We start from the raw sequence: 22,391 nt of genomic DNA, 5'->3' as shown, positions 1-22,391 counted from the left end.
CGTCCACCGGTCCTTCCGGTGAACGGCCGACCAGACTTCCCGGCACACCGGGGCCCACCCTAGCGGTCCGGCACCTGCGGTTTCAGCCCTTCATCGCGGACCGGATCTCGGCGACGTCGATGCGCGACTGGCCCAGCATCGCCTGGGTCGCTCGCTGTGCCCGCTCCGGATCGGGATCGGAGACCAGCTCGTTGAGCTCGCGGGGGTAGACCTGCCAGGACAGGCCGAAGCGGTCCTTCAACCAGCCGCACGGCCCGAACTCCCCGCCCTCGCCGAGGGCGTACCAGTAGCGGTCCGACTCCTCCTGGTCGTCGCACACCAACTGCAGGGAGACGGCTTCGTTGAAGGTGAAGTGCGGGCCGCCGTTGAGTGCCGTGAACGGCTGGCCCTTCAGCTCGAACTCGACCGTCATCACGCTGCCCAACGGCTTGTGGCTCGGCGTGTCGGCCGTGTAGTGCGTCGTCCTGACGATCCGGGAGTCCTCGATGACGTCGACATAGAAGGCGGCCGCCTCCTCGCCCTGGGAGTCGAACCACAAGCACGGGGTGATCGGGGTCTGCATGGCGGTGCTCACTCTCTGCTCGGAACGCGGGAGCCCGGTCGGGCTCGCTGTTCCTGACCGACCGGGGCGACACTGCGGACTCATCGGTCCGGCGCAGCCTAGGCTGTGCACCGTGAGCAACATCGAGGGGAGCGGCACCGGAGGGGAGCCGCGGCGCGGGCCGCAGGTCGTCCCCGTCCGGGACGAGTGGCTCACGGTGCCCAACGTCCTGTCGGTGTTGCGGGTGGCCGGGGTGCCGGTGTTCCTCTGGCTGATCCTGGTGCACCAGGACGGGTGGGCCCTCGTGGTCCTCATGCTCTCGGGCGTCACCGACTACCTGGACGGCAAGATCGCCCGCCGCTTCGGCCTGACCTCGCGGGTGGGGCAGTATCTCGACCCGATCGCCGACCGGCTCTACATCGCCTCCACCCTGTTCGGGCTCGCCTGGCGCGAGATCATCCCCTGGTGGCTGGTGCTTCTGCTCGTCGCCCGCGACGCCTGCATCGCCGCGATGTATCCGATCGCCCGCTACTACCGGCTGCCCGTGCCGCCCGTGCACTTTGTCGGCAAGGCGGCCACCTTCAACCTGGTCTATGCCTTCCCGCTGCTGCTCCTGGCGCACGGTGACTCCTGGCTGGCCGACGTGGCACTCCCCGTCGGGTGGGCGTTTGTCTGGTGGGGCACCGCGTTGTACTGGATCGGCGCGGGGATGTATGCCGTGCAGGTGGCGGACATGGTGGGGCAGCGGCGCCGGCAACGCGGGGCGGTGACCCCGTGAGGATGCCACGGTGGCGCCTGCCCAGGGGACGGCCCGACCCGGACCCGGGCGCGTCGATGGCGCTGCTCCGGGAGGTGCGCGACCGCCCGTTGGACCCCGGCTACGCCACCGCCGCCCGGACCCGGCAGGAGCGTGGGCTCCCCGCGTCGACCGGATCGCACAGCCTGCTGCTGATCGTCTCCGCGGTCCTGCTCGGCTTCCTGCTGACGGTGGCGGCACAGACGCTGCGGTCGCCGGACCCGGCGGCGGCGGGCGCGCGCCAGGAGCTGGTGCAGCGGATCGAGGAGCAACAACACCTCGGCGACCAGATGGTGCAGGACATCGCCGTGCTGCGCGGCGAGGTCGAGCAGTTGCAGGACGCCGCCTCCCAGGACAGCACCGGCGATCTCACGGAGGAGCTGCGGGTGGCCGGCCTGCGGGCGGGCGCCTCACCCCTGGTGGGTCCCGGCGTGGTCATCACCATGGACGACGCGGCGCCGTCTGACGACCTGGCACCGGCCGGCTCGGACGAACGGGTGCTCGCCCGCGACTTGCAGGTGGTTGTCAACGGCCTGTGGTCCCGGGGGGCCGAGGCCGTCTCCATCAACGACCAACGGCTCACCTCCACGGCGTCCATCCGGTTCGCGGGGGAGGCGATCGTCGTGGACTTCCGCGGGCTCGCCCGCCCGTATGTCGTCTCGGCCATCGGCGATCCCGAGGTGCTGCTCCAGGAGATGTCGAACGGTGCCACCGGCCGCTACGTCCAGGAGCTGCGCGACGACTACCGTCTGAGTGTGGAGGTGGTCTCCGCGGAGGAGGTCACCGTGCCCGCTGCCACCAGGCTGACCACCCGCGTCTCCACCGTTCCTGACCTTGAGGAGGACCACCGATGATTCCCCTGCTCGGACTGGTCGTCGGCATCGTCGCGGGCCTCCTCCTGGAGCCCAGCGTGCCGACCTGGCTGGAGCCCTACCTGCCGATCGCCGTGATCGCGGCGCTGGACGCGGTCTTCGGCGGGCTCCGGGCCTCGCTGGAGGGCATCTTCAACGACCGGATCTTCGTCATCAGCTTCCTGACCAACGTGGTCGTGGCCGCCTTCATCGTGTTCCTCGGCAACCAGCTCGGCGTCGGCTCCCAGCTGTCCACGGGTGTCGTCGTGGTGCTGGGGCTGCGCATCTTCTCCAACGTCGCCGCGATCCGGCGGCACCTGCTGGGGGCCTGATGGGCAGCACACCGCCCCGGCGCGGCCGTTCGCCGCGACTGTCCGGGGGCAACCTGTTGATCGGGGTCCTCACCCTCGCGCTCGGGCTCGCCCTGGTCGCCCAGGTGCGGACCACCCAGGAGGCCGACCTGTCCCAGTTGCGGGAGGCCGACCTCATCGCGCTGCTGGACGACGTGACCACCCGGGCGAACTCCCTGGAGGAGGAGGTCAACCAGCTGGAGAACGACCGGCGTCAGTTGGAGAGCGGGTCGGGCGACGTGCAGGCCGCGGCGCAGGCGCGGCTGGAGAGCTACCAGGTGCTGGCCGGCACCGTGCCGGTCCAGGGGCCCGGGGTCACGATCCTGATCGAGGACCCGGACGGGACCGTCACCACGACCATCATGGTGGACCTGATTCAGGAGTTGCGTGATGCCGGGGCGGAGGCCATCCAGGTGGGGGGCGTGCGCGTCGTCGCGTCCACCTGGGTCGGCATCACGCCCGACGGGCAGCTGACCGTCGAGGGCGTCCCGCTGACCTCGCCCTACCTGGTCACCGCGATCGGGGACTCGCACACCCTGGCCGGCGCCCTGGCGATCCCGGGCGGTCTCACCGACAGTGTCCGCCGGGTGGGCGGCGGCGTGACGGTGCTGGACAGTGCGACACTCAGGATCGATGCATTGCACGAGGCTGATGAGCCTCGTTACGCTCAACCCGTACCTTCCGAGGAGCCCTGAGGGGTGCCGCGAGGAAGCCCTGCCGGGAGCACTCCCGGCGTCCGCACCAGCAGAATGAGGAGACCCATGAGCGACCTGGACTACCCCGAGGACCTGCGCTACACGACGGATCACGAGTGGGTGAAGGACCTCGGCGAGGGCGTCGTGCGGGTCGGGATCACCGCCTACGCGCAGGATGCCCTCGGGGACGTCGTCTACGTCAGCCTGCCGGCGGTGGGGGACACGGTCACGGCGGGGGATGCCTGCGGCGAGGTGGAGTCCACCAAGTCAGTCAGTGACCTCTACGCCCCGTTGGACGGCGAGGTCACCAACGTCAATGGTGCGCTGGACGAAACGCCGGAGCTGATCAACAGCGACCCGTATGCCGAGGGCTGGATGTTCGAGATGCGCCTGTCCGACGGTGCCGCCCTGGACGGTCTGCTGGACGTCGAGGGCTACCAGGGCCACATCGACTGACTCGACTAGAGTTGCAGCACCAGTCACCGCGGGCCCCCGGGTCCGCCATGGGAGGAAGTAGGCGCGCAGTGAGCGATCGGGAACGGGAGCACCACGACCCTGGTGTGGACCCGACGACGGCGCGGATCCCGCTGGGCGTGGACCTGCCCCCGGTGGAGCACAGCTTCGAGGAGGATCCGCCGCGGCTCTCCACCGAGGACCAGCGCACCGTCGAGGCCCTCCGCCCCGGCACCGCCCTGCTCATCGTGCTGCGCGGGCCCAACACCGGCGCGCGCTTCCTGCTCGACGCCGACGAGGTCAGCTCGGGCCGCCACCCGGACAGCGACATCTTCCTCGACGACGTGACGGTCTCCCGGCGGCATGCCGTGTTCGCCCGGGAGGGCGACGGCTACCAGGTGCGGGACGTCGGCTCCCTGAACGGCACCTACGTCAACCGTGAGCGGATCGACGAGGCCACGCTCGAGCCCGGCGACGAGGTCCAGATCGGCAAGTTCCGACTCGTCTACTACCTCGGTCGCCAGTGACTCTGGCCGGGGGAGCGCAGCACGCCGACCGGGGTATGTCCATCGGGGGGGTGCTCAAGCGCCTACAGCCTGAGTTCCCCGACCTCACCCTCTCCAAGATCCGCTACCTGGAGTCCGAGGGTCTGGTCTGCCCCGAGCGCCGGGAGTCCGGCCTGCGACGGTTCTCCGAGGAGGACCTGGAGCGACTGCGCTACGTGCTCAGTGCCCAGCGGGACCGGTTCTGGCCGTTGAAGGTGATCAAGGACGCGCTGGACCGGATGGACCGTGGCCTGGAGCCGGACAAGCCCTCGGCCGTGCCCCCGGACTCTGGCCGTGGCGCCCCGGCCGCGCAGGCCCTGCCCACACCGGAGGACCTGCGTCGCCGCCGCTCGGTCCGCCTCAGCCCCGCAGAGTTGCGCGAGCAGAGCGGGCTGGACCAGGCGGGCTACGCCACGCTCAAGGCCTACGGGCTGTTCCAACTCGACGCCGCCGGACGCCACGGCGCCGACGACGTCGACATCGCGCGCCAGTGCGCGGCCCTGGCCTCCTTCGGACTGGAGCCCCGGCACCTGCGGCTGTTCCGGGTGGCTGCGGACCGCGAGGTGGGCCTGACCGAGCAGATCCTGGAGCCGCTGCGCCGCCGTCGCGCCCGCGGTGCCGAGGGGGGCGACCCGGACGCCGTGCAGGCCGAGCTGCTCGGCCACACCCTGGCCCTGCACGTGGCCCTGGTGCGGGCCGGCCTGGAGCGCCGCCGCTGACCGGGAGGGGGCGCGCCGGTCGGGCCACCCACCACGGCGCGCATCACAGCAACAGCGAGTAGCGTAGTTCCGGTGAAGGAACTCGATGTGCTCGGCGTCCGGGTGGAGATGCCCTCCAACAACCCGATCGTGCTCCTGCGGGAACGCGAGGGGCAGCGGTATCTGCCGATCTGGATCGCGGCCCCCGAGGCCACCGCGATCGCCTACGCCCAGCAGGGCGTCACCCCGCCGCGGCCACTCACCCACGACCTGATGGTCACCGTCCTGCAGACGTTGGGCCACACCCTGGACCAGGTGCAGATCACCTCGATGGAGGACAACATCTACTACGCGGTGCTGGTCCTGGACGGCGGCGCGACCGAGATCTCCTCGCGTCCCTCCGACGCGATCGCCCTGGCGCTGCGTTCGGCCACCCCGATCGTGGCCACCGACGCCGTGCTCGATGCGGCGGGCGTCACCCTGGCGATGGAGGACGACGAGGACGAGGATGAGGACGAGGTCGAACGGTTCCGCGAGTTCCTCGACTCGGTCTCGGCCGAGGACTTCGAGGCTGGGCGTGAGCCGGGCCAGGAGCCGGGCCCCGGGTGAGACCTGTGCCACACGGACGGACCACCTCCGGGGCGCGTCGGTCGTTGACGTTCTCGCTGGCTGGGCCTACCGTCAGTAAATACTGACGTTGTGATCTGTGCGGTGTCGGCGCCTCCCGGTGCCAGACGCGAACCGCCCCATCGATCCAGGAGGATGCCGTGGGCACGGGAGCCGAAGTGCGCGGTGACAAGGGAGCGAGCGGGCACGAGCCTGCCCAGGGATTGCTCTTCACCGACGACATCCCCGCCCTCGAGGAAGGCATCGGCTACCGCGGTCCGACGGCCTGCGGCGCCGCCGGCGTCACCTACCGCCAGCTCGACTACTGGGCCCGGACCGGCCTGCTGGAGCCGTCCGTGCGCAACCCCTCCGGGTCGGGCACGCAGCGGCTCTACAGCTTCCGGGACATCCTGGTCCTGAAGATCATCAAGCGCCTGCTCGACACCGGGGTCTCCCTGCAACAGATCCGGGTCGCGGTCAACCAGTTGCGCGAGCGCGGCGTGCAGGACCTGGCCCACATCACCCTGATGAGTGACGGCGCCAGCGTCTACGAGTGCACCAGCGACGACGAGGTCATCGACCTGGTCAGGGGAGGCCAGGGCGTCTTCGGGATCGCCGTCGGCAGCGTCTGGCGCGAGGTGGAGGGCACACTGTCCTCCCTCCCGTCCGAGCGTGCCGAGGAGATCGCGGACCACCCCGCCGACGAGCTGTCCCAGCGCCGTCGCGCCCGGCGCTCCGGCTGACCGTTCCAGCCCCGGCGCTCCCGCCCGGACGCCGTGGATGGCCCGGTCCACTGCTGATAGATTGGCCCCGCCTGCGACGCCGCGCGGGAGAGACCTCACCACACCCTGGTGAGGCGCCGAAGGGGCAAACTCCCCGGAAGCTCTCAGGCGCCCGGACCGCGCGGACGAGGCAACTCTGGAACGGCCCCGCCGCGGACCCGTGGCAGCCGGACAGAGGGGGAGGCAGCCTGCACTTCGTCAAAGGAGCCTCATGAACCCCGAGCAGGACACCACCGCCCGTCCCGACGTGGTCACCCGCGATGCCGGCCCGCTACCCGCAGGAGCCCTCGCAGACTTCGTGGGTCGTCATATCGGACCACGCGAGAGCGACGTCGAGCACATGCTGGGCGTCCTGGGTTATGACTCCCTGGAGACGTTGGTGGACGCGGCCGTCCCGACGGGGATCCGCACCGACCGCCCGCTCGACCTGCAGCCGGCGCCCTCCGAGCAGTCCGTCCTCGACGAGCTCCAGTCCTACGCCGGGCGCAACACCGTGAATGCCTCCATGATCGGACTCGGCTACTACGGCACACACACCCCCGGGGTGATCCTCCGCAAGGTCCTGGAGAACCCGGCCTGGTACACCGCATACACCCCCTACCAGCCCGAGATCTCCCAGGGTCGCCTCGAGGCGCTCCTGAACTTCCAGACCGTCGTCTCGGACCTGACCGGGCTGCCCACCGCCGGCGCGTCCCTGCTGGACGAGGCGACCGCAGTTGCCGAGGCGATGACCCTGATGCGCCGGGCCAGCAAGGTCGCCGCCGACGCCGTGCTCCTGGTCGATGAGCACCTGCTGCCGCAGAGCCTGGCCGTGCTGCAGACGCGGGCGGTGCCGCTCGGCCTCGATGTCGTGAGCACCGACCTGACCGGGGTGCAGGACGCGGAGACGCTGTCCGGTGCGGCGGAAGGCAGGGCCGTCTTCGGCGCGATCGTGCAGTACCCCGGTGCAGACGGGCAGATCCGTGACTGGACCGCGCTCACCGAGGCGGTCCACGAGGCTGGGGGATTGGTCACCGCCGCGGCGGACCTGCTGGCCCTGAACCTCCTCACCGCACCCGCGCAGTGGGGTGCGGACGTGGCCGTGGGCACCAGCCAGCGGCTCGGCGTCCCGATGGGCTTCGGCGGCCCGCACGCCGGCTACATGAGTGTGCGCAGTGGCCTGGAGCGGACGCTCCCGGGCCGCCTGGTCGGCGTCAGCAAGGACTCCGAGGGACGTCCGGCCTACCGGCTGGCGCTGCAGACCCGCGAGCAGCACATCCGCCGGGAGAAGGCCACCTCCAACATCTGCACCGCCCAGGTGCTCCTCGCCGTGATCGCCAGCATGTATGCCGTGTACCACGGGCCCGAGGGGCTGCGCCGGATCGCCCTGGAGACCCACGCGAAGGCGCTGCACCTGGCTACCGCCCTGGGCGCGGCGGGGGTGGAGGTGCTCACCGACCGGTTCTTCGACACCCTGACCGTCCACGTGCCCGGGCGGGCCGCCGAGGTCGTCGCGGCCGCCCTGGAGCGGGGGGTCAACCTGTGGCAGGTGGATGACGACCACGTGTTGCTCAGCACCGACGAGTCGGTGACCCAGGGGCAGTTGCACGCGGTGCTCGAGGCCTTCGGAGCCGACGCCCCGGCGGAGGCCACCACGGTGGACGAGCCGGACTGGGACGAGCAGTTCCTGCGTCGTGACGAGGTGCTCACCCACCCGGTGTTCCACAGCCACCACTCCGAGACCGCCATGCTGCGCTATCTGCGGCGCCTGTCCGAGCGCGACTTTGCCCTGGACCGGGGGATGATCCCGCTCGGCTCCTGCACCATGAAGCTGAACGCGACGACGGAGATGGAGCCCATCACCTGGCCGGAGTTCGCGGCCCTGCACCCGTTTGCGCCGCACGACCAGACCGAGGGCTCCCGGGCCCTGATCTCCCAGCTGGCGCAGTGGCTCTGTGAGATCACCGGATACGACGAGGTCAGCCTGCAGCCGAACTCCGGGGCCCAGGGCGAATTCGCCGGCCTGTTGGCCATCCGGGCCTACCACCTGGCCAACGGCGACGACCAGCGCACCATCTGCCTGATCCCCGCCAGCGCCCACGGCACCAACGCCGCCAGCGCCGTCATGGCAGGCCTGAAGGTCGTCGTGGTCAAGTCCGCCCCTGGCGGAGACATCGACCTGGAGGACCTGCGGACCAAGGTGGACCAGCACCGCGACAACCTGGCCGCGATCATGGTGACCTACCCCTCGACGCACGGCGTGTTCGAGGAGACCATCACCGAGTTGTGCGACCTGGTGCACGAGGCCGGTGGGCAGGTCTACGTTGACGGCGCCAACCTGAACGCGATGATGGGGCTGGCCCGGCCCGGCGAGTTTGGCGGCGACGTGTCGCACCTGAACCTGCACAAGACGTTCTGTATCCCGCACGGTGGCGGCGGTCCCGGCGTCGGTCCGGTCGCGGTGCGGGCCCACCTGGCTCCGCACCTGCCGAACCACCCGCTGGACCCCGCTGCGGGCCCCGAGACGGGGGTCGGGCCGGTGTCCGCCGCACCGTACGGCTCCGCCGACATCCTGCCGATCTCCTGGGCCTACATCCGGCTCATGGGTGGCGCCGGCCTCACCCGGTCCGCGCAGGTGGCGGTGCTCTCGGCCAACTACATCGCGGCCCGGCTCGCGGAGCACTACCCGATCCTCTACTCCGGCGAGCACGGTCTGGTGGCCCACGAGTGCATCCTGGACCTGCGCCAGCTGACCAAGGAGACCGGCGTCACCGTCGACGACGTGGCCAAGCGCCTCATCGACTTCGGCTTCCACGCACCGACCATGTCGTTCCCGGTGGCGGGGACGCTGATGGTGGAGCCGACCGAGAGCGAGGACCTGGGCGAGCTGGACCGGTTCTGCGAGGCGATGATCGCCATCCGCCGCGAGATCGACGACGCGGCGGGGTCGGTGGAGGACAGCGCGTTGCGGCACGCCCCGCACACCGCCCGCTGCCTCACCGAGGACTGGGACCACGACTACTCCCGGGCCCACGCCGTCTACCCGGACGGGGTCGACCCGACGCGCAAGTACTGGCCGCCGGTGCGGCGCATCGACGGTGCCTTCGGCGACCGCAACCTGGTGTGCTCCTGCCCGCCGCCGGAGGCGTTCGAGGACTGATCGGGCCCGGTCGGCGCGCCGGTGCCCCCACTGGTCCCGGCGCGCCACTGGCCCCGTGGGGTCGGGTGTGGTTGGCTCGGTCCCAGCACCCCGGAGAGGAGCCAGCCATGGGACAAGAGGTCAGTTCCGCAGCGTTCACCCGCGAAGAGCGCCTGAGCTATCGCGAGAAGGTCCTCCAGGACCTCGACGTCTTCGAGCGGATGCTCAGCGAACGCAGTTGGGACTTCACCCGTCCCCAGATGGGGCTGGAGATCGAGTTGAACCTTGTCGACCACGAATTCCAGCCGGCCCTGGTCAACGACCAGGTGCTCGAGTCCATCGGCGGCGGGGACTTCCAGTCCGAGGTGGCGCGCTACAACATCGAGATGAACGTGCCTCCCCGCCCGATGGCGGGGGACCAGGCGCACCGGCTGGAGCGCTTCCTGCGTCAGTCGCTGCAGATGGCCGGGGACGCCGCACGCCGGCACGGGGCGCAGGTGACCGCCATCGGGATCGTGCCCACGCTGGGCCCTGAGGTGTTCGAGTCCGACTGGCTCAGCCTCGGGGTGCGATACCTGGCCCTCAACGATGCGATCCTGCGGGAGCGGGGCGAGGGTCTGGAGCTGGACATCGAGGGCCCGACGGGGGAGCGGGTCGCCAGCTACTTCGAGACCATCGGGCCGCTCTCCGGGTGCACCTCGGTCCAGCTGCACCAGCAGGTGACCCCCCAGGACTTCCCGACCTACTGGAACGCCGCCTCGGCCATCTCGGCGGTCCAGCTCGCCATGGGTGCGAACTCGCCCTACCTGTTCGGCCGCCGGCTGTGGGCCGAGACGCGGGTCCCGCTGTTCAGCCAGATGGTCGACACCCGCTCGGTGGAGTTGAAGGCCCAGGGAGTGCGGCCCCGGGCCTACTTCGGGGACAACTGGATCACCTCTATCTTCGACCTGTTCGAAGAGAACGTGCGGTGCTTCCCGGCGCTCCTGCCGGAGATGACCGACGAGGACCCGGTGGCGGTGCTGAAGACTGGTGGCGCACCGGCCCTCGGTGAGCTGAAGCTGCACAACGGCACGGTCTACCGGTGGAACCGCCCGATCTATGACAACGCCCAGGGCACCCCGCACCTGCGGGTGGAGAACCGCGTGCTGCCCGCGGGGCCGACCGTGGTCGACATGGTCGCCAACGCCTGCTTCTACTACGGCCTGCTCGAGAAGATGACGAGCAGTGGCCGGCCGATCTGGACGAAGATGCCGTTCAGCGATGCTGCGGACAATTTCGACGAGGCCTCCATGCACGGGATCGAGGCGGTCCTCAGCTGGCCCGGGCTGGGCAAGGTCCCCGCCACCGAACTGGTCTCGGAGCACCTGTTGGCCCTCGCCGACGAGGGGCTCGCCGGGCTCGGGCTGCGGCGCGAGGTGCGCACGCACTACCTCGACGTCATCGAGCAGCGCTGCCAGCGGCAGACGAACGGCGCGAGCTGGCAGGTCGCCGCGACGGAACGCTACGAGGCGTCGGGGCAGTCCCGACCGGAGGCGCTACGGTCCATGTTCGCCGACTACGTGGCGAACATGGACGACAACACCCCCGTGCACGCCTGGCCGCTGCCGGAGGTGGCGCCGGCAGCTCCGGCCGACAGCGACGCGGAGGAGACGGTGGTCCTCACGGGCTGAGCCGTGCCTCGGCAGGCCCGCACCCGGGCGTGGCAGGCTGGGTGCATGAGTTCTGAAGCCCTGCGCACGGTCACTTTGACGCGAACCGGCCCCGCGGCATACCTCGCCTCCAACAACCGCGGGGGCACCCTGCCCATCGGAGCGGGGGAGTCCTCGGACTTCACCCCGGTGGAGTTGTTGCTGGCGGCGGTGGCCGGGTGCTCGGCGATCGACGTCGACCTGCTGACGAGTCGGCTGGCCGAGCCGGCGTCGTTCGACCTGGCTGCCGAGGGGGAGAAGGTCCGCGACGAGCATGGCAACCACCTGGCCTCGGTCCGCGTCGAGTTCACGGTGCGGTTCCCCGAGGGCGCCCAGGGCGACGCCGCCCGCGACAGGCTGCCGGATGCGGTCGCGCGCTCCCGGGACCGGTTGTGCACCGTCTCCCGCACGGTGGCGCTGCCGACCCCGGTGACGTTCGAGGTGTCCTGACGGTGCCGAGGGGGTGTATCAGCAGGGCTGTCCCGGACTCCTCAGGTGTGCCAGTGTGAGACCACAGCGGCCGAGCAGCGCCGCGACCCACCAGGAGGAACCCCGTGCCCGACCCCCAGATCCCCACCCCGCAGGACCCGCCGACCGACGACGACCGGATCCGCCACGGCAACCCGCTGTGGGGGACGCACGGCGAGCCCGGCAAACCGACCGGAGGCACCACGCAGGACACCGGCAAGCAGTGACGCACCCTCACAGGTCCAGCAGGACGGCCTCCCGTCGTCCGGGCCGCTGCGGGTCGTAGACCACGGGAACAGACTCCCCGGGGTGCAGCACCAGATCGTCCGTGGTGCTCGTCGTGGAGTGGATGGCACCGTGCTGGTCGATGAACCGCACGGTCACCTCGAGCCGCTGCGACTCACCGCGGTGGCCGACCCGGCGCACCCGGGTCACCGTGCCCTGGGTGCGCCGCCCGTCCCGCTCGGTCCGGCGGCGCACCCGGTGGCGGCGATAGCCGATCAGGAGCATGAGTGTCGCCATCGCGACCAGCACCAGGCCGATGATGAGGGGGACCCAGGGACCACCCGAGGCCGAGTCCTCTGCTCCGAGGTCCATGATGAGCCAGCCCAGCGGCACCCCGAGGAAGGCCAGGCCGAGTCCTCCGATGGACCAGGACAGCGCCATGCCCTCATCGACGAGCGCGCGGAGCAGGAGCGCCCCGCCCATGCCCACCGTCAGCAGGCCGAGCGCCAGGACACCTATGGGCACCACCGCCGTCGTGCTCTCCGACATGGCGAAGCCGCTGCGGAGCAGCCCACCGGACAGCGCGCACAGGGTGGTGCCGAGCACGATGGCGGCCAGGGCGGCACCCGGCCCCAGCCGACGCCGCCGCACCGTGTTGGCCATCGGCGGCGGCGGATTCCTGGTGTCGCCGCTACTCATGAGGTTTCCCTCCCCTCAGGGCAACCCCCCGGGTCACCCACCTGCTGTCCTGCTCGGAGTCTAGACATACTCCACCGACAGTGCGACTGACCGCGCCACGCCGGTCCGACCCGCGGCGCAGCTGCGGCAGCCACACCTGGTTAGGGTGGCGCATGGCCAAGTTCCTGGACATCCACCCCGTGGACCCGCAGCCGCGCCTGGTCGACCAGGTCGTGTCCGCCCTGCGCGACGGGGGGCTCATCGCCTACCCGACGGACTCCCGCTACGCCCTCGGGGCGCAGATCGGCAATGCGGAAGCACGCCAGCGCATCATCGACATCCGGCGACTGGACGACCGGCACCACTTCACCCTCGTCTGCCGGGACTTCGCTCAGCTGGGTCAGTTCGTGCAGTTGGACAACGCGGTGTTCCGTGCCGTGAAGGCCGCCACACCCGGCCCCTACACGTTCATCCTGCCGGCCACCCCGGAGGTCCCCAAGAAGCTGCTGCACCCGAAGAAGAAGACCGTCGGCGTGCGGATCCCCGAGCACCGCATCACCCAGGCCATCCTGGCCGAGCTCGGCGAGCCGATCCTCTCCAGCACCCTGCTCCTCCCGGACCAGGATGAGCCGCTGGAGCACGGCTGGGCGATCAAGGAACTCCTGGATCACCAGGTCGAGGTGGTCATCGACGGCGACGTCAGCGGCAGTGAGCCCACCACCGTCATCGACTTCTCCGACGGCACGCCGCAGGTCACCCGGGAGGGTGCGGGCGACACCACCCCGTTCGTCTAAGGGCGCCTCGCCGCCGGGCTCGGCCAGCCTCAGCCCCCGCGCCGCAGGAGGGTGAGCACCTCCAGGTGACCGGTCTGCGGGAACATGTCGAAGACCCGGGCGCGCACCGGACGCAGTGAGGGCATCGCCGCCAGGTCGCGGGCCAGGGAGTCCACGTGGCAGCTTGAGTAGAGCACGTGCTCGACGCCGGACGACTCGAGCCGGGCTGCCAGGTCCGGCCCGATCCCGCGCCGGGGAGGGTTGACCACCACGAGATCGGGGGTCTGCCCCGTCCCGAGGTATGCCGTGGCGTCGGCGGCCACGAACCGCGCCGGCACCCCCAGCGCGGCCGCGGTGGACCGGGCGCCCTCGACGGCCTCGGCCGAGGACTCGACGCCCAGCACCTCGCGGGCCCCGCCACCGGGCCGACGGGCCGTGTGCAGCGCGAAGCCGCCCACCCCGCAGTAGAGGTCCCACACCGAGGCGGGGTCCAGGTCGTCGACCCACGCGCTCGCCTGGCGGTAGAGCGCGGCGGCGACCGCCGTGTTGGTCTGGAAGAAGCTGCGGGGGCGCAGCCGCAGCGGGATGCCGTTGACCCGCATGGTCAGGTGCGACTCCGGGGTCAGCAGGACCTCCTCGGGTCCCTCGAGGACGGCCGCGTGCTCCGGCTGCAGGTTCACCGACACCACGCGGATACCCGGGTAGGCGGCGGCCAGGTCGGGCAGCTGCCGCCGGATCCGGCCGAGCTGCCCCGGGGAGCGCAGCACGAACCGCACCATCAGCTCGTCGTCGGGGGAGTGCGTCAGGATGATGTGTTTGAGTTCCCCGCTGCGGCTGGACACGGCATACGGGACCAGCCCGAGCCTGCCCACGACCTCGGTGAGGGACCCGACGACCTCGGCCAGGCCGCGCTCGTACAGGCCGCACCGGCTGAGGTCGACCCCCTCCTGGCGGGCGTCGAGGATGCCGAGGGTCGGGGCGCCACGGGTGCCGCCGGCCACCAGTTTGGCCTTGTTGCGGAAGCCGGCCGGGGCGCTGGCGACCGGGCCGGACCACGCGATGTCGCCGTGTGGCGCGAGTGCCCGCACACACCGTTCGTGCTTGTCGGTGAGCTGGCGCCCGTAGGGGGTGCCCAGCAGCGTGCAGGAGCGGCAGCGCCCCGCGGCGTGGTACTCGCAGTGGAGGACGGAGGGGCCGGGCACCCGCCCAGGGTAGTGCGTAGGGTGTGGCCGTGGCCGCGCACGACGACATCCCCCTGCACACGACCCGGGTCGGTGACACCGGCGCCCCGGTGGTGTTCCTGCACGGCCTGTTCGGCCAGGGCAAGAACTTCACCCAGATCGCCAAGGCGTTGCAGCCCGAGTTCTCCTCCCTTCTGGTCGACCTGCCGAACCACGGTCGCTCGGGGTGGACCGAGCGGGTCTCGTATGCCGAGATGGCCGATGCCGTGGCCGCTCACCTGCGCGAGGGGTCCGCCGGCAGCCCACCCGTGCACGTGGTCGGGCACTCGATGGGGGGCAAGGTCGCGATGGCCCTGGCGCTGCGCCACCCCGAGCTGGTGGACCGACTCGTGGTGGTCGACATCGCCCCCGCCGACTCGACCGACATGAGCGAGTTCGAGCACCTGCTGGGCTCGCTGGCCACCGTGGACCTGACCGCCCTGGAGCGGCGCGGCGACGCGGACCGGCAGCTGACCGACCTGATCCCCCAGCCGACCGTGCGCGGCTTCCTGCTGCAGAACCTGCGGTCGGGGGAGGACGGCTTCCGGTGGCAGGCCAACCTGGACCTGCTGCGTCGCGAGCTCCCGGCGATCGGTGGGTTCATCGACACCGATCAGCCCCCCTTCGACCACCCCGTGCTCTGGGTGGCGGGCCAGCGTTCGCCCTACATCAAGGACGAGCACGGGCCGGTCATGCGGCGTCTCTTCCCCAAGACCCGGTTGCTCACGATCAAGAGTGCCGGCCACTGGGTGCACTCCGAGCAGCCCGCGGCCTTCACCTCGGCGCTGCGGGTCTTCCTCGGCGCCGGTGCGGATGGCTGACCCGGGGCCGGTCGACGCCCGCCGCCGCACGACCTGGCGGGTCGGCGCTGCCCTGGTGGTGATGGCAGTCCTGGCAGCGCTCCTGCTGTGGCGGCCCTGGGCCGGGTCGGTGGGGGAGGGCGGATCCGAGGGGTCTGGACCCGTCGGCGGATCCGCCCCGGGCGCCGGGGCGCTGCGCGGCGCTGGGTGGGACTCCGTCCGGGAGGACCCGGAGGAGGCGTTTAGCCGCACCGGCGACTACCTGCCGCGGACCGCGGCGGAGGCGATCGAGGACCAGCCCGGCTACTACGCCGACGACTGTCACGTCGAGCAGGAAGACACCGAGATCCTGGGCTGCACCTATGGAGCCGAGGACGCCGCGACCGAGGTGGCGGTGGTGGGCTCGTCCAAGGCCGGGGTGTGGGTGCCCGTGCTGGAGGAGATCGGTCGCCGGGAGGGCTGGCAGGTCACCGTCCTGACCAAGAGCTCCTGCGCCTTCGACCCTCCGGTGCCGACCGAGAGCTACCCGGAGTGCGGCGACTACAACGAGGCGGTCCTGGCGGAGCTGGTGGCCGACCCGCCCGACCTGGTCTTCACCTCCGGCCAGGTCACGGACGGGCGCGAGTTGACCGCGGAGGAGCTCTCCGCGACCTGGCGACAGCTGCTGGACGCCGGGACTGACCACGTCGTGGCGTTCTGGGACGTGCCGGTGCCCTCCCGTCACGTGGCCGAGTGTCTGGAGGAGCTGCCGGAGGGCGGCGACCACGACTACGTCCGAGAGTGCTCCTACGAGCAGACGGACGAGGCCGGGGGCGGGATCCTGGAGGACGCGGTCGCACAGACCGACGGCGCGCTTTTGGTCGACGTGGCGGACTGGGTCTGCCCCTCCTCGTCGCTGGACCCGCGGTGCCCGCCCGTGGTCGGCGGTGTCGTCGTGTACGGCGACGGGGCGCACCTGACGACCACCTACGCCACCACGCTCACCGACCCGGTGCACCAGCAGCTCTTCGAGCTGGACCTCACCGACTCGGCCCCCGCCTCATGATCCTTCGCTATACGTGAGAACGGTTCGCACAGGCCGGAGCGGCCGGCGCTCTCCTGGGCCCCGACACGACATACTCTCGGCGTGACCATAAGGTGAGCAGGTGGACACCAGCCAGGACCTCGAGACCCCACTCAGTCGCACCGAGCGGCTGGACGACCTGCCCTTCACTGGCAAACACGGCCGGCTCCTGGTGGGGTCCGGGATCGGCTGGGCCCTGGACGCCATGGACGTCGGCCTCATCTCCTTCATCATGGCGGCGCTGGCCCAGCACTGGCTGCTCACCGACAGCGAGCTGTCCTGGCTCGGGTCGATCGGCTTCGTCGGGATGGCGGTCGGCGCCTCACTGGGCGGGCTCCTCGCGGACCGGATCGGGCGCCGCTCGGTCTTCGCCCTGACCCTGCTGGTCTACGGGCTGGCGACCGGCGCCTCCGCCCTGGTCGGAGGGCTGGCCGCGCTCCTGGTGTTGCGTTTCATCGTGGGGCTGGGACTGGGTGCGGAGCTGCCGGTGGCCTCGACCCTCGTCAGCGAGTTCTCCCCGACGCGGATCCGCGGTCGGATGGTGGTGATCCTCGAGTCGTTCTGGGCCGTGGGCTGGCTGCTCGCCGCCCTGGTGGCGACCTTCGTGGTGCCCCTGTCGGACGACGGCTGGCGCTGGGCCTTCGCCATCGGCGTCGTCCCCGCCGCCTACGCCATGGTCGTGCGACGCGGCCTGCCGGAATCGGTCCGGTTCCTGGAGGCCAAGGGGCGGCACGACGAGGCCGAGCGCGTCGTCCGCGAGTTCGAGGCCTCGGCGGGACGCCCGCACCCTGCCGTCACCGGCACCGACCAAGAGCCAGCGACCGCGGCGCCCGCCACCGCGCAGGCCACGGAGCCGATCGGGGTGCGCGACCTGTTCGGTGGGGCTCTCCGGCGGCGCACCGTCGCGCTCTGGCTGACCTGGTTCGGGGTGAACTTCGCCTACTACGGGGCGTTCATCTGGTTGCCGACGCTCCTCTACAGCCAGGGCTTCTCCCTCGTCCGCTCCTTCGAGTTCACCCTCTACATCACGCTGGCCCAGTTGCCCGGCTACGCACTCGCGGCCGTCCTGGTCGAGGTGTGGGGCCGGCGGGCGACCCTGGCCACGTTCCTGCTGGGGTCTGCGGTCGCCGCGGTGCTCTTCGGGCAGGCGGGCACCGAGACCACCATCCTGGTCGCGGGATGCGCGATGTCGATGGCGAACCTGGGTGCGTGGGGTGCCCTGTATGCCGTGACCCCCGAGGTCTACCCGACGCGGGTGCGTGCCACGGGTGCCGGGAGCGCGGCGGCCTTCGGCCGGATCGCCTCGATCCTGGCGCCGCTGTCGGTGCCGTTCATCCGCGACGTCGGCGGCACACCCCTGGTGTTCGTGGTGTTCGGTGCGGCGTTCCTGCTGGCGGCGGTGGCCGCGCTGTTCCTGCCCGACATGGCCGGCAAGGACCTCGCCGAGTAGGCCGCCTGGGTCAGAGCGGGGCGCCGGCCGCAGCGTGCTCCGGCTCGCGGGCGGCCGCGAGCTCGGCGAAGATCAGCCGGTTGGCCTCGAAGCTCTCGACCGCGGCGTCCAGCACCCGGCGACGCTGGGCACCGGTCATCTCGATGGCGTCCAGCCGCTGCCGATAGCCGTCCTTGTAGGGCTTGGGCTTGGGGATCTGCGCGAACTCGTAGAAGTGCAGGCCCGCTGCCGGGGTCCCGTAGTGACGCTGCACGAGGCGGGAGATGATCTGGCCTCCGGAGAGGTCTCCGAGGTAGCGCACGTAGTGGTTGGCGAGGATCATCTCGGGGGAGTGGTCGTGGGCCAAGGACGTCGCGTATGCCGTGGTGGCGGGACAGATCCGGATGTCGCCGTTGGCCAGGCAGGTCTCGTACTCGGGTCCGAAGTGGTGGGCCATGTCCCGCTCCAGGGCGGCGACCCGGTCCAGCCTGCGGTCGTCGACCGGGGCGACCAGCGGGTGGTCCTGGTAGTGGGCGAGCAGGGTCCCCTCCAGGGCGCGGTAGAACACGTGCTGCTGCGCGACGAGGGCGCTGAACGCGGAGGCGCAGGCGCCGCCGGCGATGAGCTGCGCGACGAACGCCGAGCCCTCGGCCTGCTCGTGGGCGGCGGCGGTCTCGGACTTGAGAGCCTCGGAGAGTGCGACGGAGCTGGTCATGGAGGACCCCCTGCGGTCTCGGTGGGCGCGCACCCCGCGGACGAGGGGCGATCAGCAGTATGTCAGAGCGTGGCCGACACCGGCATCAACCCTGGCGGGGTCTGGCTCGCACGTGGGCCCGCTCGCCCTGGCGGCCGAACAGGCTCAGGAACTCCACCGGATCGTCGCCGGCCGCACCGAACCAGTGCGGCACCCGGGTGTCGAACTCGGCGACCTCCCCTGGTTCCAGGATGATGTCGTGCTCCCCGAGGACCAACCGCAACCGGCCGTTGAGGACGTACAGCCACTCATAGCCCTCGTGCGTCTTCGGCTCCGGCTCGCCCTGTCCCGTCCCACCGGGTACCACGAACTTGTAGGCCTGGATGCCCCCGGGCCTCCGGGTGAGCGGCAGCATCGTCATGCCGTGGGCCTGCACGGGGCGCAGGTGCACCCGGGGATCCCCGGTCGGTGGGGCGTCGACCAGCTCGTCGAGGGTGACCCCGTGGGCGCGGGCCAGGGGGAGCAGCAGCTCGAGCGTGGGCCGGCGGGCGCCGGACTCCAGTCGGGACAGGGTGCTCACCGAGATCCCGGTGGTGGCCGAAAGGGTCGCCAGCGTGGTGGAGCGCTCCTGGCGCATACTCCGCAGGCGCGGGCCCACGCCGGCCAGGGCGAGATCGAGGTCGCTTTCCATGACGCCCACTTTGCCATACCGGCAACGGGAGTTGCGAGAACGGTTCTCATCGCGCGACCATCGATCCATGAGCACCCAGGAGAGCGCCGGCTCGCACACCCCGGCACAGGACAGGTTCGACGTCGTCGTGGCCGGGGGAGGGGCCGGCGGCCTGAACGCGGCGCTGATGCTGGCCCGGGCCCGTCGGTCGGTGCTGGTGATCGATGCCGGAGCCCCACGCAATGCACCGGCCGAGGCGGTGCATGGTCTGCTAGGGCACGACGGGGTGCCGCCCGCCGAGCTGTTGGCGCGAGGGCGCGCCGAGGTCGAGTCCTACGGTGGCACCGTCGTGGCCGGCGTGGTGTCGGGGGTGGACCGTGACGGCGACGACCTGCGGGTCGGGACGGCCGAGGGTGCGACCTACCGGGCCCGGCGCCTGGTCGTGGCCACCGGCCTGGTGGACACCCTGCCCGAGGTGCCCGGACTCGCGGAGCGGTGGGGGCGGGACGTCCTGCACTGCCCCTACTGCCACGGGTGGGAGGTGCGAGATCGCGCCATCGGGGTGCTGGCCACCGGGCCGATGACGCCGCACCAGGCGCAACTGTTCCGCCAGTGGAGCCCCGACCTCACGGTCTTCACCCACACCGCTGACGCCTTCACTGCGGAGCAGGCCGAGGAGCTAGCAGCAAGGGGGATCCGGGTGGTGCCCGGCGAGGTGGTGGGGATCGAGGTCTCCGGCGACCGCCTGAGCGGCGTGCGCCTGGCCGATGGCACGGTGGTGCAGCGCGAAGCGCTGGCCGTGGCCACGGTGCTGGAGCCACGGGCCGAGTTCCTCGCCGGGCTCGGACTGCACCCGGTCGACCACCCCTCCGGCATGGGCCGGCACATCCCGGCCAGCTCCTACGGGCAGACGGAGGTCCCCGGGGTGTGGGTCGCCGGCAACGTCACGGACCTCGCCGCCCAGGTGGGCGCCGCGGCCGCCGCCGGGGCGATGGTGGGGGCACAGGTGAACTTCGACCTGGTGGCCGAGGAGGTCAGGGACGCGGTCGCGGCCCGTCGCGGGACCACGGCCGAGGGTGAGGGCGCGGCATGACCTTCGACTCCGCATACTGGGAGGACCGCTACCGCACGCACCCGGCGGACCACTGCCCCTCGCCGAGCCCGCACCTGGTCGCCGCCGCCGCGCACATCCCGTCCGGGGCAGCGCTTGAGGCCGGCTGCGGCGAGGGCGGCAACGCCGTGTGGCTGGCGGGGGAGGGCTGGCAGGTGACCGCGGTGGACATCGCCCCGACCGCGCTGCGCCGGGCGACCTCGTATGCCGAGGCGCGGGGCCCGGAGATCGCTCGCCGGATCCGCTGGGTCCAGGGGGACCTCACGGCCTCCCACGACCCCGTGGCGGGGGAGCGCTACGACCTGGTCACCTCGCACTACGTTCACCCGGACGGTCCGTTCGAGCTGCTGGCCCAGCGCCTGGCGGGGTTGGTCGGACCCGGTGGCACCCTGCTCCTGGTCGGTCACGGGCCGGGCGATGCACACTCCGCCGAGCACGCCCCCGGCCACGCGTTGTGGCACCCCGGTGAGCTGGCGACCCTGCTGGACCCGGCGGCGTGGGACCTGCTGGAGGCGGGGACGAGCCGCCGCGAGGTGGGCCGCGGGCGCGTGCTGCAGGACGCGGTGCTGCACGCCCGCCGTCGCTGACCCCGCAGCAGCACCTGCGAGGATGCCGCCATGGCAGTTGAGGTGGTGCCCTACTCGACGCGGTGGCCGGCCTGGTACGAGCGCGTCGCGGCCGGGCTTCGCGACGCGCTCGCCTCGGTCCCGGGGGCCCAGGTCGAGCACGTGGGGTCCACCGCGGTGCCCGGCCTCGCCGCCAAGCCCGTGATCGACATCGACGTGGTCGTCGATGAGGCACTGGTCCCCGCGGCCGTGGCTGCCCTCGAGGTGATCGGCTACCGGCACCGCGGCGACCTGGGGGTTCCTGGCCGCGAGGCCATGGAGGCACCCGACACCGACCCGCGGCGCAACGTCTACGTCTGTGCCCGCGGGGTCCTCAGCCTGCGCAACCACCTGGCCGTGCGGGAGGTGCTGCGCCGGGACGCCGCGCTGCGCCGGGAGTACGCGGACGTCAAGCTCGCCCTCGCCGCGGACCCCGCGATGGAGATCGCGACCTACGTCGCGGGCAAGTCCGAGGTGCTGCAGAAGGTTTTGGCGAAGGCTGATCTGACCGAGGACGAGCGGCAGGCGATCCGGCAGGTCAACAAGGCCACAGCTCGCCCCGGGGACCACTCCCGAGGCGACGGGTCGCACCCTGGCGACAGTCCGCATACGGCGGCACTGCGGCTGCGGGGCCGGACCTTCGATGCCGCGCGCCCCGCGGTCATGGCGATCATCAACCGGACCCCCGACTCGTTCTGGTCCGGCAACCGGCACGACGACCTCGCGTCGGCACTGGCGGCCCTGGAGGAGGCGGTCGTCGCCGGGGCCGACATTGTGGACGTCGGCGGGGTGCGCGCGGGGCAAGAGGGGGAGCAGGTCGACGCCGCGGAGGAGATCCGGCGCGTGGTGCCGTTCCTGGAGGCCGCCCGCTCGGCGCACCCCGACCTGGTGCTCAGCCTGGACACCTGGCGCAGTGAGGTGGCCCGCGAGGCAGCGGCCGTCGGTCTGGACCTGGTCAACGACACCTGGGCGGGGCACGACCCCGACCTGGTGCACGTCGCGGCGCAGGTGGGTGCCGGGATCGTCTGCTCCCACACCGGTGGGCTGCCGCCGCGCACCGACCCGGTCGGCGTCCGGTATGCCGATGCCCACGGCGATGATGACCTGGCCGTCGTCCGTGACGTGCTGCGGGCCCTGGGGGAGGGCGCCGCACGCGCGGTGGCTGCGGGGGTGCCGACCGACCGGGTCCTGGTCGACCCGACGCTCGACTTCGGCAAGACCACCCGGCACAGTCTCACCGTGCTGCGGCACACCGCCGAGGTGGCGCGGCTGGGCTACCCGGTGCTGCAGGCGCTGAGCCGCAAGGACTTCGTGGGGGAGAGCCTGGACCTGCCGCCGGACGACCGCCTCGAGGGGACCCTCGCGGCCACGGCGGTCGCGGCCTGGCTGGGCGCGACCGTCTTCCGGGCGCACGACGTCCGGGCCACCCGACGGGTCGTCGACATGGTCGCCACCATCCGGGGCGACCGTGCCCCGCTGCTGTCGGTGCGCGGGGAGCCGTGACCGGGATGGTCGGCGCCGGTGGTCCGGCC

The 22,391-nt window shown here is 71.7% G+C and carries 25 protein-coding genes, 1 pseudogene and 1 riboswitch; of the genes and pseudogenes, 21 read left to right on the top strand and 5 right to left on the bottom strand.

The features are described 5' to 3' along the window. Positions 1-82 precede the first annotated feature (82 nt). Complete coding sequence (locus AC1QRC_RS12945) at positions 83-562, bottom strand: VOC family protein (protein WP_484203707.1); 480 nt, start codon at positions 560-562, stop codon at positions 83-85. A gap of 112 nt (positions 563-674) precedes the next feature. On the opposite strand from AC1QRC_RS12945, the gene clsA reads away from it, so the two are divergent. The 13 genes from clsA to AC1QRC_RS12880 all read left to right on the top strand — a co-directional run bounded on the left by clsA (position 675) and on the right by AC1QRC_RS12880 (position 11,818). After that, positions 675-1,319, top strand: coding sequence for a cardiolipin synthase ClsA (clsA, locus tag AC1QRC_RS12940; RefSeq protein ID WP_484203706.1), 645 nt, complete (start codon positions 675-677; stop codon positions 1,317-1,319). Between the two features lie 2 nt (positions 1,320-1,321). Further along, positions 1,322-2,191: a DUF881 domain-containing protein gene (locus tag AC1QRC_RS12935; RefSeq protein ID WP_484206637.1), complete on the top strand. Its 870-nt coding sequence runs from the start codon at positions 1,322-1,324 to the stop codon at positions 2,189-2,191. Further along, on the top strand, positions 2,188-2,520 hold the full coding sequence (locus AC1QRC_RS12930; RefSeq protein ID WP_484203705.1) for a small basic family protein: 333 nt from the start codon (positions 2,188-2,190) through the stop codon (positions 2,518-2,520). Before AC1QRC_RS12935 ends, AC1QRC_RS12930 begins: the two co-directional genes overlap by 4 nt. Then, positions 2,520-3,233 (top strand): DUF881 domain-containing protein, encoded by a 714-nt coding sequence (locus AC1QRC_RS12925; protein WP_484203704.1) that lies wholly within the window; start codon positions 2,520-2,522, stop codon positions 3,231-3,233. The genes AC1QRC_RS12930 and AC1QRC_RS12925 overlap by 1 nt, the downstream gene beginning before the upstream one ends. A 66-nt stretch (positions 3,234-3,299) precedes the next feature. Next, the gene (gene gcvH / locus AC1QRC_RS12920; protein WP_484203703.1) at positions 3,300-3,689 is read left to right on the top strand and encodes a glycine cleavage system protein GcvH; all 390 of its coding nucleotides are present in this window, start codon (positions 3,300-3,302) and stop codon (positions 3,687-3,689) included. 47 nt (positions 3,690-3,736) lie between these two features. Further along, positions 3,737-4,213, top strand: coding sequence for an FHA domain-containing protein (locus tag AC1QRC_RS12915; RefSeq protein WP_484203702.1), 477 nt, complete (start codon positions 3,737-3,739; stop codon positions 4,211-4,213). Then, positions 4,210-4,950, top strand: a complete 741-nt coding sequence (gene ftsR, locus AC1QRC_RS12910) for a transcriptional regulator FtsR (protein WP_484203701.1) — start codon at positions 4,210-4,212, stop codon at positions 4,948-4,950. The genes AC1QRC_RS12915 and ftsR overlap by 4 nt, the downstream gene beginning before the upstream one ends. A gap of 72 nt (positions 4,951-5,022) precedes the next feature. Next, entirely contained in the window at positions 5,023-5,538 is a 516-nt protein-coding gene (locus tag AC1QRC_RS12905) for a bifunctional nuclease family protein (RefSeq protein ID WP_484203700.1), read from the top strand. Between the two features lie 158 nt (positions 5,539-5,696). Next, positions 5,697-6,278, top strand: coding sequence for a MerR family transcriptional regulator (locus AC1QRC_RS12900; protein ID WP_484203699.1), 582 nt, complete (start codon positions 5,697-5,699; stop codon positions 6,276-6,278). A 74-nt stretch (positions 6,279-6,352) separates the two neighbouring features. Beyond that, positions 6,353-6,447, top strand: a riboswitch (glycine riboswitch). Between the two features lie 81 nt (positions 6,448-6,528). Then, the gene (gcvP, locus tag AC1QRC_RS12895; protein ID WP_484203698.1) at positions 6,529-9,456 is read left to right on the top strand and encodes an aminomethyl-transferring glycine dehydrogenase; all 2,928 of its coding nucleotides are present in this window, start codon (positions 6,529-6,531) and stop codon (positions 9,454-9,456) included. Positions 9,457-9,563: 107 nt separating this feature from the next. Continuing rightward, a complete protein-coding gene (locus tag AC1QRC_RS12890) occupies positions 9,564-11,105 on the top strand; it encodes a glutamate-cysteine ligase family protein (protein ID WP_484203697.1) in 1,542 nt (513 codons plus the stop codon). A 45-nt stretch (positions 11,106-11,150) separates the two neighbouring features. Further along, a complete protein-coding gene (locus AC1QRC_RS12885) occupies positions 11,151-11,573 on the top strand; it encodes an OsmC family protein (RefSeq protein ID WP_484203696.1) in 423 nt (140 codons plus the stop codon). Between the two features lie 104 nt (positions 11,574-11,677). Then, positions 11,678-11,818, top strand: coding sequence for a hypothetical protein (locus AC1QRC_RS12880; protein WP_484203695.1), 141 nt, complete (start codon positions 11,678-11,680; stop codon positions 11,816-11,818). A 7-nt stretch (positions 11,819-11,825) separates the two neighbouring features. On the opposite strand, the gene AC1QRC_RS12875 is transcribed toward AC1QRC_RS12880, so the two are convergent. Then, entirely contained in the window at positions 11,826-12,515 is a 690-nt protein-coding gene (locus tag AC1QRC_RS12875; RefSeq protein ID WP_484203694.1) for a DUF3592 domain-containing protein, read from the bottom strand. Between the two features lie 152 nt (positions 12,516-12,667). On the opposite strand from AC1QRC_RS12875, the gene AC1QRC_RS12870 reads away from it, so the two are divergent. Beyond that, on the top strand, positions 12,668-13,288 hold the full coding sequence (locus AC1QRC_RS12870; protein ID WP_484203693.1) for an L-threonylcarbamoyladenylate synthase: 621 nt from the start codon (positions 12,668-12,670) through the stop codon (positions 13,286-13,288). A 29-nt stretch (positions 13,289-13,317) separates the two neighbouring features. Here AC1QRC_RS12870 and AC1QRC_RS12865 read toward each other — a convergent pair whose 3' ends face one another. Continuing rightward, on the bottom strand, positions 13,318-14,469 hold the full coding sequence (locus AC1QRC_RS12865; RefSeq protein WP_484203692.1) for a methyltransferase domain-containing protein: 1,152 nt from the start codon (positions 14,467-14,469) through the stop codon (positions 13,318-13,320). A 29-nt stretch (positions 14,470-14,498) separates the two neighbouring features. On the opposite strand from AC1QRC_RS12865, the gene AC1QRC_RS12860 reads away from it, so the two are divergent. The 3 genes from AC1QRC_RS12860 (at position 14,499) to AC1QRC_RS12850 (ending at position 17,800) form a co-directional block, all read left to right on the top strand. Beyond that, entirely contained in the window at positions 14,499-15,308 is an 810-nt protein-coding gene (locus tag AC1QRC_RS12860; protein WP_484203691.1) for an alpha/beta fold hydrolase, read from the top strand. After that, the gene (locus AC1QRC_RS12855) at positions 15,301-16,332 is read left to right on the top strand and encodes an SGNH hydrolase domain-containing protein (protein ID WP_484203690.1); all 1,032 of its coding nucleotides are present in this window, start codon (positions 15,301-15,303) and stop codon (positions 16,330-16,332) included. The genes AC1QRC_RS12860 and AC1QRC_RS12855 overlap by 8 nt, the downstream gene beginning before the upstream one ends. A gap of 100 nt (positions 16,333-16,432) precedes the next feature. Then, the gene (locus tag AC1QRC_RS12850; protein ID WP_484203689.1) at positions 16,433-17,800 is read left to right on the top strand and encodes an MFS transporter; all 1,368 of its coding nucleotides are present in this window, start codon (positions 16,433-16,435) and stop codon (positions 17,798-17,800) included. Positions 17,801-17,810: 10 nt separating this feature from the next. On the opposite strand, the gene AC1QRC_RS12845 is transcribed toward AC1QRC_RS12850, so the two are convergent. Together AC1QRC_RS12845 and AC1QRC_RS12840 are read right to left on the bottom strand one after the other, a co-directional pair. After that, positions 17,811-18,494, bottom strand: a complete 684-nt coding sequence (locus AC1QRC_RS12845; protein WP_484203688.1) for a biliverdin-producing heme oxygenase — start codon at positions 18,492-18,494, stop codon at positions 17,811-17,813. An 85-nt stretch (positions 18,495-18,579) separates the two neighbouring features. Next, positions 18,580-19,164 carry a helix-turn-helix domain-containing protein gene (locus tag AC1QRC_RS12840; RefSeq protein WP_484203687.1) on the bottom strand — a complete coding sequence of 195 codons (585 nt, stop codon included), beginning with the start codon at positions 19,162-19,164 and terminating at the stop codon, positions 18,580-18,582. A gap of 67 nt (positions 19,165-19,231) precedes the next feature. On the opposite strand from AC1QRC_RS12840, the gene AC1QRC_RS12835 reads away from it, so the two are divergent. The 4 genes and pseudogenes from AC1QRC_RS12835 to folP all read left to right on the top strand — a co-directional run bounded on the left by AC1QRC_RS12835 (position 19,232) and on the right by folP (position 22,362). Then, positions 19,232-20,236 carry an NAD(P)/FAD-dependent oxidoreductase gene (locus AC1QRC_RS12835; protein WP_484203686.1) on the top strand — a complete coding sequence of 335 codons (1,005 nt, stop codon included), beginning with the start codon at positions 19,232-19,234 and terminating at the stop codon, positions 20,234-20,236. After that, the gene (locus AC1QRC_RS12830; RefSeq protein WP_484203685.1) at positions 20,233-20,841 is read left to right on the top strand and encodes a class I SAM-dependent methyltransferase; all 609 of its coding nucleotides are present in this window, start codon (positions 20,233-20,235) and stop codon (positions 20,839-20,841) included. The genes AC1QRC_RS12835 and AC1QRC_RS12830 overlap by 4 nt, the downstream gene beginning before the upstream one ends. Before the next feature lie 30 nt (positions 20,842-20,871). Then, positions 20,872-21,342: pseudogene (locus tag AC1QRC_RS12825) on the top strand (GrpB family protein); the annotation flags it as partial. A 135-nt stretch (positions 21,343-21,477) separates the two neighbouring features. Then, a complete protein-coding gene (folP, locus tag AC1QRC_RS12820; RefSeq protein WP_484206636.1) occupies positions 21,478-22,362 on the top strand; it encodes a dihydropteroate synthase in 885 nt (294 codons plus the stop codon). Positions 22,363-22,391: the final 29 nt, after the last annotated feature.

The sequence above is a fragment of the Ornithinicoccus sp. genome, from assembly GCF_057176825.1.
This window is presented reverse-complemented; position numbering and strand designations above follow the sequence as displayed.